This is a genomic window from Candidatus Dependentiae bacterium, assembly GCA_020431705.1.
Lineage (GTDB): Bacteria > Babelota > Babeliae > Babelales > Vermiphilaceae > JAGQHQ01.
The window spans coordinates 1-15,965 of sequence record JAGQHQ010000008.1 but is presented as its reverse complement, the minus strand read 5'-3'; the positions used below and the strand labels follow the sequence as shown (position 1 = coordinate 15,965).

General features: G+C 34.0%; 15 protein-coding genes. 5 read left to right on the top strand and 10 right to left on the bottom strand.

Translation table 11 applies throughout. The features are described from left to right. Positions 1 to 55: 55 nt before the first annotated feature. The 4 genes from KC460_03125 to KC460_03110 all read right to left on the bottom strand — a co-directional run bounded on the left by KC460_03125 (position 56) and on the right by KC460_03110 (position 2,368). Positions 56 to 316: an ankyrin repeat domain-containing protein gene (locus KC460_03125; GenBank protein MCA9770336.1), complete on the bottom strand. Its 261-nt coding sequence runs from the start codon at positions 314 to 316 to the stop codon at positions 56 to 58. A gap of 10 nt (positions 317 to 326) precedes the next feature. Then, positions 327 to 557 carry a hypothetical protein gene (locus tag KC460_03120; protein MCA9770335.1) on the bottom strand — a complete coding sequence of 77 codons (231 nt, stop codon included), beginning with the start codon at positions 555 to 557 and terminating at the stop codon, positions 327 to 329. Between the two features lie 174 nt (positions 558 to 731). Further along, the gene (locus tag KC460_03115) at positions 732 to 1,589 is read right to left on the bottom strand and encodes a hypothetical protein (GenBank protein ID MCA9770334.1); all 858 of its coding nucleotides are present in this window, start codon (positions 1,587 to 1,589) and stop codon (positions 732 to 734) included. Beyond that, positions 1,586 to 2,368: a superoxide dismutase gene (locus KC460_03110; GenBank protein ID MCA9770333.1), complete on the bottom strand. Its 783-nt coding sequence runs from the start codon at positions 2,366 to 2,368 to the stop codon at positions 1,586 to 1,588. Before KC460_03110 ends, KC460_03115 begins: the two co-directional genes overlap by 4 nt. Before the next feature lie 133 nt (positions 2,369 to 2,501). Here KC460_03110 and KC460_03105 point away from each other — a divergent pair, with 133 nt between their 5' ends. Together KC460_03105 and KC460_03100 are read left to right on the top strand one after the other, a co-directional pair. Further along, the gene (locus tag KC460_03105; GenBank protein ID MCA9770332.1) at positions 2,502 to 2,954 is read left to right on the top strand and encodes a hypothetical protein; all 453 of its coding nucleotides are present in this window, start codon (positions 2,502 to 2,504) and stop codon (positions 2,952 to 2,954) included. A 164-nt stretch (positions 2,955 to 3,118) separates the two neighbouring features. Continuing rightward, complete coding sequence (locus tag KC460_03100) at positions 3,119 to 3,868, top strand: hypothetical protein (GenBank protein MCA9770331.1); 750 nt, start codon at positions 3,119 to 3,121, stop codon at positions 3,866 to 3,868. A gap of 24 nt (positions 3,869 to 3,892) precedes the next feature. On the opposite strand, the gene KC460_03095 is transcribed toward KC460_03100, so the two are convergent. Together KC460_03095 and KC460_03090 are read right to left on the bottom strand one after the other, a co-directional pair. Next, on the bottom strand, positions 3,893 to 4,582 hold the full coding sequence (locus KC460_03095) for a hypothetical protein (protein ID MCA9770330.1): 690 nt from the start codon (positions 4,580 to 4,582) through the stop codon (positions 3,893 to 3,895). Positions 4,583 to 4,651: 69 nt separating this feature from the next. Continuing rightward, positions 4,652 to 6,862 (bottom strand): ATP-grasp domain-containing protein, encoded by a 2,211-nt coding sequence (locus KC460_03090; GenBank protein MCA9770329.1) that lies wholly within the window; start codon positions 6,860 to 6,862, stop codon positions 4,652 to 4,654. A gap of 170 nt (positions 6,863 to 7,032) precedes the next feature. Here KC460_03090 and orn point away from each other — a divergent pair, with 170 nt between their 5' ends. Then, a complete protein-coding gene (gene orn, locus KC460_03085; protein MCA9770328.1) occupies positions 7,033 to 7,578 on the top strand; it encodes an oligoribonuclease in 546 nt (181 codons plus the stop codon). A gap of 58 nt (positions 7,579 to 7,636) precedes the next feature. Here the strand turns inward: orn and KC460_03080 are convergent, their stop codons facing one another. The 3 genes from KC460_03080 to KC460_03070 all read right to left on the bottom strand — a co-directional run bounded on the left by KC460_03080 (position 7,637) and on the right by KC460_03070 (position 11,300). Further along, positions 7,637 to 8,260, bottom strand: a complete 624-nt coding sequence (locus KC460_03080) for a hypothetical protein (protein MCA9770327.1) — start codon at positions 8,258 to 8,260, stop codon at positions 7,637 to 7,639. A 151-nt stretch (positions 8,261 to 8,411) separates the two neighbouring features. Continuing rightward, a complete protein-coding gene (priA, locus tag KC460_03075) occupies positions 8,412 to 10,394 on the bottom strand; it encodes a primosomal protein N' (protein ID MCA9770326.1) in 1,983 nt (660 codons plus the stop codon). Positions 10,395 to 10,643: 249 nt separating this feature from the next. Then, complete coding sequence (locus KC460_03070; GenBank protein MCA9770325.1) at positions 10,644 to 11,300, bottom strand: hypothetical protein; 657 nt, start codon at positions 11,298 to 11,300, stop codon at positions 10,644 to 10,646. 351 nt (positions 11,301 to 11,651) lie between these two features. Between KC460_03070 and polA the strand changes: the two genes are divergently transcribed. Continuing rightward, positions 11,652 to 14,354 (top strand): DNA polymerase I, encoded by a 2,703-nt coding sequence (polA, locus tag KC460_03065; GenBank protein ID MCA9770324.1) that lies wholly within the window; start codon positions 11,652 to 11,654, stop codon positions 14,352 to 14,354. 99 nt (positions 14,355 to 14,453) lie between these two features. Here the strand turns inward: polA and KC460_03060 are convergent, their stop codons facing one another. After that, positions 14,454 to 15,560: a pyridoxal-phosphate dependent enzyme gene (locus tag KC460_03060; GenBank protein ID MCA9770323.1), complete on the bottom strand. Its 1,107-nt coding sequence runs from the start codon at positions 15,558 to 15,560 to the stop codon at positions 14,454 to 14,456. 162 nt (positions 15,561 to 15,722) lie between these two features. Between KC460_03060 and KC460_03055 the strand changes: the two genes are divergently transcribed. Then, positions 15,723 to 15,965: hypothetical protein (locus KC460_03055; GenBank protein ID MCA9770322.1), on the top strand; the 243-nt coding region annotated here is incomplete at its 3' end.

Below are 15,965 nucleotides of genomic sequence, written 5' to 3'. Positions count from 1 at the left end.
ATTTTAGATTAGGCGGCAGATAACGATTCGATGATGGACAACGAGTTGGTGCTGTCTATTGAAGCGGCACACCCTTTATTATTTCATTAAGTTTGTCTTCATACCCATTTTCTCGTGCATAATCATATGCTGTTTTGTTTCCATCACGTTCATTTTCTGCTTCGATATTGGCACCAGCGGCAAGTAATATAGCTGCTATATCTATTAAACCTTGTTTTAATGCAAGCATAAGTGGGGTCCATGTTTTTATACCTTTGCCAAAAATATTATCTTGATTGTGATTTACATTTGCTCCAGCATCGATAAGCATTTTCATAGCTTCTATATTACCTATTTTTTGCTGCGTGCATAAGTGGGCTAGCCGTAACAATAGGATCATCTTCCAGATCTCGATCAACACTTTTTTTCATTTCTTTAGCTGACTTAATACATGTTTCAAATGTTTCTACGTCAAATTCATTAATCGCTTTGGTTAATACCGAAGAAATTTTTTCACAACCAAAAAGAATTGATCCTTGAGTGATCGAGATTAATAGAAGAGCTATAATTTTATTCATGAATAAATACCTCAAAAAATACCTATACTTATAAATAACAATAATACTTAATTAAAATTAAAAAATATCATATTTAATCTGTTATTTTCAATAATAATTTAAATTTATGTAATGACTAAACTTGTTTGATTGATCTGGAGACATTATCAATAGATATAGTAGAGCTAAATAAGGTTATATTTTCCGAAATGTATGAACCATTCTTTGTGGTAATCGAGCTACAAAGACAAGTGGCTTTTTGATGGTGTGGTACAGTCTTTTTATAAGCGGTTCATTTTCTTGTGTAAGATATGATTGTAAATTTTGTTGTGCAATCCATCTGCCAAAAAGGTGTTTAATATAAGCAAGTCGATCTATTTTTTCTTGTATATGCAAACAATGTTGTGTATTGGCAAATGTAATGCTAGCCAAATAAAAACGATCAAGCCACAGAAATAATTTTTTGTAGTGGTGCAGGTGTTTTATTTCATCATCAATATCTTGCATAAAGTGCATAAGTGGATCAAAAAAGTTGGTTGGATTTTGTGCAGTAACGTACCGAGATTCAATCGCAACGATAAGTTGGTTGGTAATCTCATCTTGAGAATAACTGAGTAGCTGTTCGAGTGAGCAGTCTCGGTGCCAGCCAAACCAATGTGTGTTGTCTTGAATATAGATTGTTGCCTTATGTACTAAATAGCAAAGTAATGCATATGCGCTAATAGCTCCGCTAATAACAAGTGAATAGCGATGTTCATACAACCAGTGCATTAAACCATTATAATGAGCATGTACTTGTTGCGTATAATAATCTAACGGCAATCTTGGTAAAGTCATATTTATCTTGGTAAATACAACCTGTTTCTGACGTATTTGTGCTAAATTTGTTTGTTTTGGTTTATTGTGAAAATTTGGAGAAATAATCGGATTAACTGTGATATTTATGCTTTCAGCAACTTTTTGTATTTGCTCTGTCGCAAAGCAATATGGTAAATAAGTAAATGTATATAAAATTATAACAGCATGCAGTATAGAGTGTTTAATAATACTCATTCTTCAAATTTTTTTACCCATTTGACTATGCGTTGTTCAACGACATCCCAATTGATATTTTCCCATATTCTTTGTAAGTATTGCGTACGATTAATACCAAAATCAATCATATAGGCATGTTCATAAATATCGATAACTAAAATAGGTAGCGCGAGTATAGGAACTGTTTCATTATGTGTATCTAAAACAAAGTTATATAGCTTACTATCATTGATGCTGTATGCAGTTACAACCCAGCCTCGGGAGCAACTAGCGCAATCGATAACATCGCTTTTAAAAGCTGTAATCGATCCAAAGTTTTTGATTAAAAGTTTTTCGGTTTCAGGGCTCATTTTTTTTCTAGAAGACAAATTTTCAAAATACAGTTCATGCAAAATAGAACCGTTAAGTGCAAATGTTTCAGCGGTTTTTAAACTGCGAAATGGGGAATAGGTAATGCCTGCAGCATTGGTTTTATCAACTGTTTTGAGCAGTTGATAAATTTCATTTCGTTTATTGACATAACCGTGATACAACTTGAGATGCTGCTGAAGCTGTGAGCAACTTAATCCTTGCACATCAGAAAAATCAAACAGCTTTGCTTGATATGGCGAAATACTTTTTGCCTGAGATGCGGGAAGATCTCTACTTAGAAATTCTAGTTGCGGTTCAGGGCTTATAGGGATATTTTTTACTTGTTTTTGATAAGTATTTTTTTTGCAATATTTTTTTGTCGTGCTCCAATGTGGTATAAATAGCAATATAAGCATTGTAACAAGTATATAGTTATTTTTATACACGAAATCTCCTCTTTTTTTATAGCTATAACTTCTATTATTTTTAATAGAATTACTTGGCGGTATACTAGCATTGGCCTATTTGCTTGACAAGGGGATCGTTAAAGCTGAAGTATGATGATACAAGGAGATATGTATGATTGAATGGTTATTTACAAGCGCACACTTTCTACTTTCAGAATGGATTTGGAGTGTAACATGGGGAGTCTATATTATACCATTTTCAATTGCAATTTTGTTTTTTCTGCTCAAATGGGTTGAGCAATTTAATGCAATTCGTTCATTGCTTATAACACTTGCTGCGCACCTGTTTTCAATCTTAATTTTTGCTGGTTTTGTAATTGGCATACTTATATTTATTGTTCGTCTAGAATATGTGCCACCTCAAGAAGGTTATTACCAAGAAGGGTGTAATTCTTTAAATGTAACGCTATATGTTGGATTGATTTATGCATTTTTACAGGCACTTTTTTTTCTATTAATTCACAGACGGTTTGGCTTACATCTTCTTCGTGTCATTGCCCTTGTTCTTGTGAGCAATAGCTTAGCTGCGCTTATGGTATATTTATTGCTTCCAAAGATGTTATAAATGCATTGAATAGTGCATAAGATATTTGGTTCTATAGCTTGTTTAATAATAATGTCATGCCGATATTTTCCCTTCAAATAGCGATAATGTAAAAAATCTAACAAATCTATTTTTCAATTAGATATACTATTTACTCGGGAGACTTTTAAAAAAAGGGGCTGGGTATGAAGAGGGCAATGTTATTTATTGTTTTTTATATTTCTAATTCCGTTTTTTCTATGGATGAAGAAAAGCAGGGTCAAAATCAAAAGCAAAAAAAAGTTATCGTTGATTGTATAAAGACACCAGAAACATTAAAAGAAATTTGTGTGTCATATGTTGCTCTTTATATACAAAAATTTAGCGGGACAGATGCATACACGAATCTTGAAGCTGGATGTAAACAGCTTGTTGAAGATAAAGTTACATTGTACAAAGACTTGTTAAAAAGTTTTCCAAAAACATTTGCATATCTTAAGTGTATTGAACCATGCCCAATATCAATTGAAGTAGTGGCTGATAATAAAAAATATCGGGCTGTTGCAAACATAGATGGGACTGTAGATATACAAGAAATAGCTACGGCAAACACTATTGCTACGCTTACAGGGCACGGTGATTGGGCTAAAAGTGCTTGTATGATAAGTGATATAATAGCTGTATCCTCTGCAACAGATAATACAATACGTCTTTGGGATGTAACAACAAAAAAAGAAATAGCAATATTTAGTTGTAGTGACTTTGATATAAAAATACATGGTATTGCAGTTAGTTTTGATCACAAGAACCTTGTTATTTCGTTGGCTGACGGCAGCTATAGAACTATTTCACTTGAGCATATTCTAAATGTATATAATAAGACACATACATTGGTAAATGTTATGTGGATTGAAAAAAGATTACTTGAACAGGAAAAAGAAGAGACAAAAAAATGAAAAAAAACAGTAGATAAAACAATGTTATGAGCCTGTGGGCTGCAGCGCAGCTATATTACATGTGATTGCAATGCCGTAGTGCTGCTTAATTTTTTCTTTAAAGTATTGATAAAAATCAACAATAACGGTTTTAAGTTTTTCATTTTTTTGAAATTGAAGCATTAATTGCATAATTTCTGTTGATGCTGCTGAATGTATGAGGGGTATTGATCCTGCAAAACGATTCATAAATCGCATGGTACCAGGGTAACGGCAATATAATTTTAAAAACGTATGCCAGAGCCACAAATGTCTTTTTTTAATATTAAAGGTTTCTTCTTCAGGGCATATGTTATTGAAACAGTTTGTAACCTGCTGCCATGTGACGTTATAATCACTTATTTTTTCATACAGCAATTTGTCTTCAAATAACTTGAGCGCATGACTGCAATACCGAGTTTTTGGAATGAAATCATATACCTCATGCTTAGCCATATAGAGTTGCCGTTCTCGGTCTACCAGCGCATGTAATAACATCCCAGCCTTAAAAGAAGAGGGCTCATTAATGATATCTCGCCATGTTACGGAATTATTGTGGGTTTGCTCTCGAGAAATTACCTTTAAATAACGAATATCAGGAAAGCTTGTTCCAAGCAGAAATTCATCTTGATTTTTATCGGGAAGTATTTGCAATACTGCCATGGCAAGAAGTATATGAGCAATCGGACCAGCCATAAAAATCCCTTTAATTTTGATGTATTCTTTTCTAGAAGTATATCAAAAGAAAGGGAGATTTTGAACGGTTTATAAGGTTTTTTCTGTATTTTTTTCTTGCATAACAAGAAATTCAGGTTTGTGCTCTTGTAAGCCGAAAGTAATTATTTTATCAATAAAATCCATAGGTTTAATGCCTAGTTCAGCTGCCTGATGGAAAATACAAGTTGCAGGTGTCATACCTGGGAGTGTGTTAAATTCAATAAATACCACACGTTCTTTTTTTGTTTTACTTTGTTTAGCTGTTTGATAAAAACAATCAATACGCGAGTATCCTTTGCAGCCGACTGTTTTATATGCATGCTCTAATGTTTGTTGTATCACGTGTAATGTTTTTGCTGGTAGTGGTGCTGGTGTTTGATTTTCCCCTGCACCAGGTAAAAATTTTTCTTCAATGGATAAAATATCTGCAGATGAAATCGCTTGGCTTGGTGGCAAGGCTTGTGGTGTTTCATTTCCAATTACTCCCACGGTTAGCTCCATGCCGGTAATACATTCTTCTATGAGAGCAAAGCTCTTGGATTTAGAAAATATACTTTCTAGTGCAGGTGCAATGTCCTTTTCATTTTTTGCTTTTTGTACCATTACGCTGCATCCATCATCATTTGGCTTGATAATAATGGGTAAGGCAAATTGTTTCATAATTGTTGCTATAGCAGCGTTTCTGTCTGCAAGCCATTCATCTTTTGCGAGTAATAATGCCTGTGGGGTTTCAAATCCATAACTTTTTAAAAATTGATTTGTTTTATATTTATCCATACACAATGAGCTAGCAAAAACTGATGAGCCATTGTATGGCATATTAAGCATTTCAAGTGCACCTTGTACGCCACCATTTTCTCCGAGACCACCATGTAATCCGATAAAAACAAAATCAGCGATATTTGGTAGATCGGACCAGTTTATTTTCATACCTGGTTCTAAAAGACTTTGAATTTCTTGAGTAGAGTTGCGTACTAATAATTTTTGGTTTATGTGAAATAGCTCCATGTTATTATCAACAAAAATGGGGAGTGCCTCATATTTTTGCGGAGAGAGTTTATAAAAAATATTTCTGCCAGATTCAAGTGCTACTTCCCGTTCGTTGGTGTTGCCACCCATCAATACAGCAACGCGTATTTTTTTTATTTTCATTTTTGCAGTTTCTTTTTCTTCTTGTTTGATAATGGTATTTAACATGCCGTATGTGTGCAAATCAGTTTCGATCAGGTAATTAATTAAATCAGTATGGCTCATATTTAATTCAGCTGCTTCTCTAAATAAAAAGCTTGCTGGGCCCATACCAGAAAGTGAGTTTGGATCAACAATAACAATGCGATTATCTTTTGTGACAAAGCCATCAATGCGGGAGATGTTAGAAAAACCTAGTGCTTTGTTTGCTATAACACATGTATTTTGAATTTTCTTAGTTATTGTTACATCACAGCGCGGCGGGGTGAACTCTCTACACCTACCTGGCATATATTTTTGTTCATAATCAAAAAAATTAATGTCTGAATCAGGAACAACTTCTGTTGGTATAAGCGGGAGCCACTTTCCTGTTTTGTAATCAGTAATCGTGATACAAGAAAATTCCATACCAACCAGTTTTTCCTCAATTAGTACTGCTTGCTGTTCTCCAGGATGAATATGGCATGCATATTTTATTGCTTGTAGTAAGTCTTTCCATGTATGAACAATAGTTACTCCTAGGCTTGAACCTTCTTTATGTGGTTTTACCACTAATGGGAGAGTGATATTTTGTTGTTCTATCTCTTTTTTTAATTTTTCCAAATTATTATCTTTGATTTGCTCTGGATAGCAAACAATCCCATTTGGTACATCAATACCATGTATTTTCAGCAGCTGTTTTTGTATAACTTTATTCATACCAACAGCACTACCAAATATATCGGAGCCTAAATAAGGAATACCGAGTACTTCTAACATGCCTTGCAACGTGCCATCTTCTGCATATCGACCATGCACAGCAATATACATAAAATCTATGAGTGTTTTTAAATTGTCCCAACAAATTTTTTGAGCTTCTGTTGCCAAGCGATGTTCAAAGTCAGTTATCTTTCCGCGATGCAAAAAATGCCAGGGCAAAAGGTATAATGTACCAGAGCGTGTTTGGAAAATAGGGATTACATCATAACGTACTGTGTCTAAATGATCGCATACAGTGCGGCCAGAGTTGAATGATACTTCACTTTCTATTGATTTGCCACCCATTAATACACCGACACGAAGTTTTGTCATTTTTTTCCCTTATCACCCTTTTGCTCGTCCTATGTTTATCGAAGAATATGAGTGTTTGTACACTTCGACAGGATTAATGTAAACGGCAAGTGCACTTTGCTCTATTATTTTTCACCGTTACACTAGTTCAAGTATTGTGAGTATAAAAAGTATTATGATAAAGTTAAAGTATGAACAAAGATAAAAATTTAGTATGGATTGATCTGGAAATGACGGGATTGGATCCACGCAAAGATGTTATTATAGAAATTGCTACTATTATAACTGATAGTCAACTTAATGAATTAGAATTGGGTCCGCATTTAATTATTAATCAACCAAGTGATATATTAGCAAAAATGAACTCTGAAGTTATCCAAATGCATACGAAATCAGGCTTGATTGATGCGGTCAAAAAATCTATTGTGACGGTACAACAAGCAGAGAAGCAAACTCTAAAATTCATAAAAAAATATTGTAGTCCACAAACAGGTCTTTTGTGTGGTAATTCTGTTTGGCAGGATCGTAATTTTTTATTTTATTATATGCCGAGTATTGTGGACTATTTATATTATCGCATTATCGATGTTACAGCAGTAAAAGAAGTTGTTGCCCGTTGGTATCCTAGAAACTTGAATTCGGAGTTTCAAAAAAAAGATACACACCGAGCATTGGAAGATATTCGTGAATCGATTGCTGAACTTAAACATTTTAGACAGCATTTCTTTGTGCGGTAAACTATCTTAAAACCAGCTTAAAGTTTTTTAATATGCACTAAATACTCTCAATGGAGTATTATGTAGTGATAGCTTCAGCATTTACAGTTTTTTCTTGCTGTTGGATAACTTTTTCTTGCTTCTCGAATTGTTCTTGAATTTGTTTCATGATATCTTGAATTATTGCTATAACTTCTTCTTCAGTCTTGCCAGTAGCAATAAATTCATCTCTGATTTTTTTAGCATCTTTATTAAGTACTTTGAGTTCTTCTTGTGCGCTTGAAGCTGTAACCATAATAGTGAGCATTTGATCAAGAACATCAGTAAATTTTGCTACCAAATCTTTCATAGGTGCATATTGTGGTTGCGAGCTAACCGTTTTTACTATTTCATCAAGTTCAATTCCTTTCATGATTTTTTCAATGACTGTATGGTTAAGCAATTCAATTTTTTGCTTATTCATGCCGCGAGTCATCATAGTCATTTCAATAGTTTGCTTTTTTTGTTGAACTTGTTGCATTACAGTATCAAGCTGTGGTAATTCGCGGACAATACTAAATACCTTCAAGCATATCTCAACCAGGCGCTTTTCAAGTATTTGTGCAGCTTTTTCTTGGGTTATTTTTGTAACCTCTGCCAAAATAGTTGTTTGACTAGTAAGTAATGTTATGACTAAAGCACCAGTGGATAATATTTTTTTCATGTTAACTCCTTGCTAAAAAGTGTATATAGTACGCATTGTTTCAAGTATAACAGGCTTTTTTATTTTTAGAAATTGTACAGCGAATCTTAATAATCCATACGAGTAGTTTATGGTGTTAATAATCTATGTATCAAAGTGGTAGTGATTGAGGCTAATGCGTCGGGTTAGGGGTCCAGAAGATAAAGCTTTTATAGTGGGATTGATCGATAGTGTTGAACACGATGCTCATTGTTTCTATAGTTGGTGCTTTGATATAAATAGTACGGCGGTGGTTTTTTTGTATTTTATGGACTAGAGGCTTAGCTGGGCCTAAAATATGAATATCCAATTTTTTTGTTCTTTTTTGTATAACCAATGCATGTGCGATTTGTTGTGACTCTTTTTCAATAATTTGTTCATTTGTGTGTTTTAGTTCAATTTCTACAAGTCGTGTATAAGGTGGATAACCAACACTTTTTCTACTTTCAATTTCTTTACGATAAAATTGTAGATAATCTTGCTCATTAAGATACGCGAATATTGGGTGATTATGCATTGCTTGTACAATCACGGTACTGTGTTCACTTTGGCGGCCAGCACGGCCTGCTACTTGGATGAGCTGCTGCAGTGTTTGCTCGCTTGCTGCATAATGGGGAAAATGTAAATTTAAGTCGGCCCAAATGATACCAACAAGAGTGACGTGTGGAAAATGAAATCCCTTAGTAATACTTTGTGTGCCAACTAATATATCAAGATTGCCATTAGTAAAGTTTGTAACTGTTTGTTGCCATAATTTTTTTTTGCTCGTGATATCAATATCCGCACGTGCAATACGTGCTTGTGGAAATAACTTTTGCAGAATGGTAACCATTTTTTGTGTGCCGATACCTTTTTTTATAAATTCAGTTTCGGTGCAGACAGGACAGGTTGGCAGTAATCTTTTATTATAACCGCAGTAATGGCATGTAAGTATGTCAAAATTATGTAATGTTAAACTGACTGAGCATGAACGACATTCAAAAATAAAGCTGCAACTTTTGCATTGTACAAAAAAACTGACACCACGGCGATTTAAAAAAATAATACTTTGTTGTTTTTTTATCAACCGATCTTTTATTGCACGATATAAGTCCGTGCTTATCCAAAAATGCTTACGTTGTTTTTTGTCACTTAAAAAAACTGTTTTAACATTTGGAAAGTTACCGGCAAATCGTTGTTTGAGTTGGAAAAAATACCAACCACGTGTTTTTACATTGTAAAGTGATGTAATACTTGGAGTGGCCGAACCAAGTAGAATCGGAATATTGTATTGCTGGGCGCGCATGAGCGCAACTTCTTTACTATTTATTTTTGGATGTTTTTTTTCTTGATAACCTGCTTCATGTTCTTCATCAATAATAATTAAACCAAGATGGGGCAGTGGTAGTAGAATTGGCAGGTGTACACCAATAATTAATTGCGGTACAACTTCAAGTGCGTTTTTCCATAATGCACGTTTTTCTGAAGTACTTGTTCCTGAATGAAAGCTGCTGATTGCAATAGCTTCTGGTAGTTCTGCGCGCATAATATTGGTAAATTGCTGAGCAAGGGTGACCTCCGGCAACAAAAGTATAATGCTTTTTTTTTGTGCAATGGTATGCTCAATTAACCTTTTATATACTTCTGTTTTTCCTGAACCTGTTACCCCGTGTAATACGGTTGGAGTATATTTTTGTTGAGTAATGTTTGGTAGCAAAAAATCACATACATTTTGTTGCTCGTAGGTGAGTACAACTTTTTTTTGTTCGTAATTTTTTTTGGTTGTACTTGTCTTTAATAACCGCTTTCTTTTTGCTAAATCTTCTTGCAAAAAGACACGTACCCGTGCAAGCAAAAAATAATATTCTACGTGATAATAATTAGTAACTGATTGTAAAAAGTGATGATATTGTGCATCATCTGGAAATGGCTCAATTTGAACAGCTTCTTTTATTGCATATGTAGCGCGTAGAGGTTTTGCTATGTGTTGTTTGATAACAACCGCTGGATAAAGGGCATTGCGTAAAGGGACACGGACAATTTTCCCATTCAAATTAGTTATATTATGCCAAGAATTTGGCACAGCATATAATAATGGTTTTTGATATCCGTGTAATAACTGTACAGTAATAAACATGTACCTAAAGTAACATGTTTTTTTCCTGCTCGCTATAGGTTACTCTCTATAGAGAGCGAGATTTTGCCAGCGCAATACATTTTGTAAGATGCTTATTAATTTTGTGTGATATACAGTATGATTTCAATTTTTTAATTACCGAATCATATCTTCATCCGTTCGTGCAGTTTTGACAAGTGTAAAAAATACCATCCCGAAAAATTCGGGATGGTAGAAACTAGTTTGTTAAATGTAAAAAAAGTAAGAATATTATTCTAAAATTCCTCTTTCGTTAAGAATTTCATCAAGGCGTTCAAGCGCATTAGCAATACGCATTTTAAATACACGTAATTTTGTTTTAGATTGTAATTCTACAAGATGTTTTTTAAGTGTATTTACTGCATCAAGAATAAATTGAATTCTATCCTCTTGCATGTGTTTACGAGCAAGTGTATCTGTTAATTGATCTAAGTGTAAAATTTTTTCTTGAATGTTTTTTCCCTCTTTACTCATATTTTCCATCACTTTATCCAGTTCTGCGATGTCACGTAAAAAATATGCTTTACCAAGGGGTTTATCTTCAAGCATACGCGCTCGTAGGCCAGTTGTTTTTAAAATTGCTTGGATGCCAAGTTCATGGCCTTCATATTTTTTTGCAAGCGTTTTAATTTCTTGTACAACTAAATCGTACATACCTTTATAAAATGACTGAAATAATGCTTCATATTCTGCACGCTCGGTTTCATCCTCTGTGCTACGTATTTGTTCAGTCAAATATTGTTTGAGGTTTGCTCGCTCTGCATCGGTTAATATGTCTCTGACTGCATACCTAATTTGGCTTCCCGTCATGTCTCCATAACGATATGATGCTTGTATCGCACCTAAACTGAGTAATAATGCTATAGATAATACTATTGTTTTCTTCATGAAAACTCCTTTTTAGTAAAAATATTTATTTGTAACTATACTTATAGTATCAATTTGTATTAATCATTTTCAAGAAAGTTTTAATTATTTTTTTAAAAATTAAATGTTCATATGGTGCATTGTATCGTCAATATGAGCGCTTTTTGCTGTAGGTAGGAATTTTAATTTTGTGATTAGATATAAATATAATACTTATCCTGTAATTGATTGAATCGCTATTTTGAGACATACTTGCTAAATAGAATATTATTGTAGAGGAGCTCAATTGTGTATTACTCCTATCATATGCATACCATTTTTTCTTGAGGTCGTACTGGTCAAGAGTTTTGTGGAATAAAATGAGAGGCAAATGTGAAAATAGATCCTAAAAGAACAGTCTTTTTAATTGATGGTTCTTCATTTTTATATCGCGCTTATTATGGTGTGCGGCCACTACATACTCCTGAGGGTATTCCGGTGCAAGCGGTATACAGCTTTTGTCGAATGATAAAAAAACTAATTGATACTTTTAGACCAGAATACTTAGCTATTGTGTGGGATAGTAAGGGTAAGACAACGCGCCATGACATGTACGAAGACTATAAAGCGACGCGCCAGCCAGCGCCAAGTGATATTTTTGACCAAAAAAAGTATATTGTTAAGTTTGCTAATTTGATCGGTATTACACAAATCGCGCAAGATGGTATTGAAGCGGATGACATCATCTATTCGATTGCGCAAGAGTGTAAAAAAGTAGGTAACACAATTGTAATGATTACGTCGGACAAAGATATGGCTCAAGCGCTTGATAGTAAAACGATTATGTATGACCCACTTAAAGATGAAATGATTGATACTGATGTATTTGAAAAGAAGCACGGTTTTCCGGTAAGCAAATTATCATTTTATTTTGGCTTACTTGGTGATGCATCAGATAATATTCCTGGTGTGCGTGGTATTGGTAAAAAAGGTGCAGCAGAATTAGTTCGTCAATTTGATTCTCTAGAGCATTTGTATGAAAATTTGGATAAAGTTAAAAGTAAACGTGCAAAAAATGCGTTGAGTACGAGCAAAAAAAAAGCATTTTTGAGCAGAGAATTATTTTTGTTACAATATCATCCTTCGGAGCTTACGCAAAAAGATTTGGACTTTGATAAGAATAATTGGCCAAAAGCGCGCTCGATTTTCAAAGAGTTACATTTTAAAAGTTTGCTTAGAGAGTTGGGAGAACCAAAGCGCAGTGCTGAAGAAGTGCTTTCTCAGTACGATTTTAGAGTGATTACAACGCAAAAAGAGCTAGATGATTTATGCGTATTGCTTGAGAGAAAAAAGATTTTTGCGCTTGATACGGAAACCGACGGTGTAATGGCTTTGCAAAGCACATGTGTTGGCATTTCTATATGTATGCAAGAAGGTACATCATATTATATTCCATTTGGGCATACTGTTAACGAACAGCAGTTAAAAAAAGAAAAAGTAGTTGCAGCGCTCAAGCCTATTTTAGAAGATGAACAGTATAAAAAGTATTTGCATAATGCTAAGTTTGATGTACTTGTATTGCACACGCTTGGCATACGATTGCGCGGTGTTGTATTTGATACTATGATTGCAGCGCGATTGGTGGTTCGTGATTGGCAACGGTTGGGATTAAAAAATTTATCTGATCATTATTTTAAAGAATCCATGTTGACTTTTAAAGAGGTTGTTAAAGACAATAAATATAAGCATTTTGGTCAGGTACCATTAAAACTCGCAACGCTATATGCTGCAGCTGATGCGCATCAAACCTTCAGGCTAGTTGCCGTGTTACAAAAAGAACTTAAACAAGAGAGGCAACAAGAGCTTTACCGCTCTATTGAGCATCCACTCATTCAGATATTGACTGATATGGAAATTGAAGGTATCTCCGTCGATGTTGATTTATTGTATGCGCTTAATAAAAAAGTGAGTAATGAATTACGTGTTATCGAAGAAAAAATAAATGCGTTAGTTGAACAGCAATATATTGGGTTGAATTTGAATTCACCAAAACAAATTGAGCAGTTGCTATTTTATGATCTTGGGTTACCGCCGCAAAAAAAGAGTGCAAAAGGTAAGGGGTATTCTACTGATCAAGAAGTTCTGATTACACTTGCTAAATTACATCCAGTTCCAGACTTGATTTTGCGCTATCGCGAATTATTTAAACTAAAAAGTACATACATAGAAGCATTGCCAACATATGTTAATCCCAATACACAGAGAATTCATACGAGCTATTCGCAAACAGTTGTGGCAACAGGACGACTTGCAAGTTCAGACCCTAATTTACAAAATATTCCTGCTGATGGTTCTGGCTATGGCATAGAAATTCGCAGGGCATTTAAACCAAAAGAAGGAAATATTTTTTTATCAGCAGATTATTCACAAATTGAACTACGTGTGCTATCACAGCTTTCAAAAGACAAAAACTTAGTCAATGCATTTTTAAGTGGCCAAGATATTCATAAAGAAACAGCAGCACGATTATTTGATGTTGCATTTAATGAAGTGACTAATGATCAGCGACAAATTGGTAAACGCATTAATTTTAGTATTTTATATGGACTGACACCATATGGCCTTTCAAAAGATTTAGGTATTAGTTTTAAGGATGCTAAAAAATATATTGATAAGTATTTTGCACAATATCCAGGTGTATCTGTATGGATTGAGTCAATTGTAGAGGGTGCAAAAAAAAATGGCTACATTACTACGCATTGGGGTAGAAAGCGATATGTACCGACTATATATGAGCAAAATCCACATTTATTTAGAGAAGCAAAACGTATTGCTATTAATACAGTAGCACAAGGTACTGCTGCAGAGATTATGAAAATTGGTATGATTAATCTTTATGCTGCGTTTAAGAAACATAATCTTGGTGCGCAGATGTTATTACAAATTCATGACGAACTGCTTATTTCAGTTTCTGAACAAGAAAAAAATCAAGTAGAAGAAGTTACTAAAAAAATTTTAGAATCTGTTGTCGATTGGCACATTCCATTGATTGTTACTACTCGTTTTGGTAGTGATTGGAAAGAAGTCACTAAGTAGTTGTTTTTTGGCCACGAGATTAATTATTGCATAACGCAACGGCAATGGTAGCAAGATATATTTATTTTAATTTATGAATATAGTAGAACGATTTTGTACTTATTCAAAGTATTTATGAAAGCACATGGGTAAATCACGAGGATTAATGCATGCAATAAAATCGGCAAAATCTTCGCCACAATAAGTGTTCCAAAACAGTATAACGTCGTTTTTTTTTATAAAACCTGTTTTAATATCGTGTAATAATCCAGCTATTGTTTTACCGGTGTAGGTAACATCAAGTTGAATAGCCGTAGATTCTTTAAAAATGGTTATTGCTTTATGTGTTTGCTTAGTTGGCTGTCCATAACCAGGGCCAATAAAATTGTATGTAATATCTAATTGATCTGCGTTCAGGTCAAGTAGGGGAAAGCTATTATCAAATTTATGTAAAAGGTTATTTGTTTCACGAGCAAGAGCAATACATGCTTGCTTATTGAATCGTTCGGTATAGGTAATTTTTACTCCACGAATTTTAGTTTTGAGACCTGCTACCTGTAAACCAACCAGCAATCCGGCGGCAGTTCCCATGCTACCAAATGGAATGTATAAATAATCAGGTTCTGGTATTAAGTCTTGTTCAGCTTGTTTTTTTAATTCAAATGCAGCATTTACAAAGCCAATAGTACCTAGCGCATTGGAGCCACCAATTGGTACAAGATAAGGAGCTCTTTGTGTTGTTAAATAATTCTCGAGTGCTTTGTTATATAATGCTATTTCGTCAAGTTTTTCAAACTCATATTCACGAGCTTGGGCTTGGTGATAATGATTGAGCAATACATTACGTTTGACCGTTTCAGAATTTGTTTGCGGCTCTAAGTGTAACAAGCAACGCAAGCCACATCGTTGCGCATAAACTGCAGTGCATAATGCATGATTTGAACCGGCACCACCAAACGTAATAACTGTATCAAAATTTTTTTGTTTTGCATCGGCTAGTAAAAAGCTTAATTTTCGAACTTTATTTCCGCCAAATAAACGCTTGCTATATTTTATTATAGTACCAGAAAGGTCATCCCGTTTTATGTACAGGTTTTTTTTATTTACTATTACTTCTAAATTTTTTAAGTGTTCAATTGGTGTAGGAAAAGAGCCTAAGTCAATGTAGGGGCACATGGTGGCAAGTGTAGGGTAAGCATCAAAAAGAGGAAGATATGTATGTACCATACTTTTGACTTCTTTAATTATATAATATACATTGTTTTAATTATAAATAATGAGCAATATTAGACTATTCTTATTTACTCTTTAGTTCCATAACTTATTAAAATTTAGTTGTTGGTATGCAACTGTTAAGTATATAATATAGTATTAATAGGGTTTTAATTCATGAAAAATAAATTTTCTCTTTTAAAAAAATCTTTATGTGTGTTATTAATATTTGCTTGTTCACGTAATCTTCTAGGTATGAATGATAATAGTATACGACCAATAAATTGTTTTGATAAAGTAAAAGAAGCTTTTAACCAAGAATATAAAATAGAGCCATCAAGCCCTCTTGCTGAAGGGTTAAAGTTTGTTGGTGGAGTAGGCTGTATACTAGTCGGTGCTTGTGTAGCTAAAAAAAGCTTT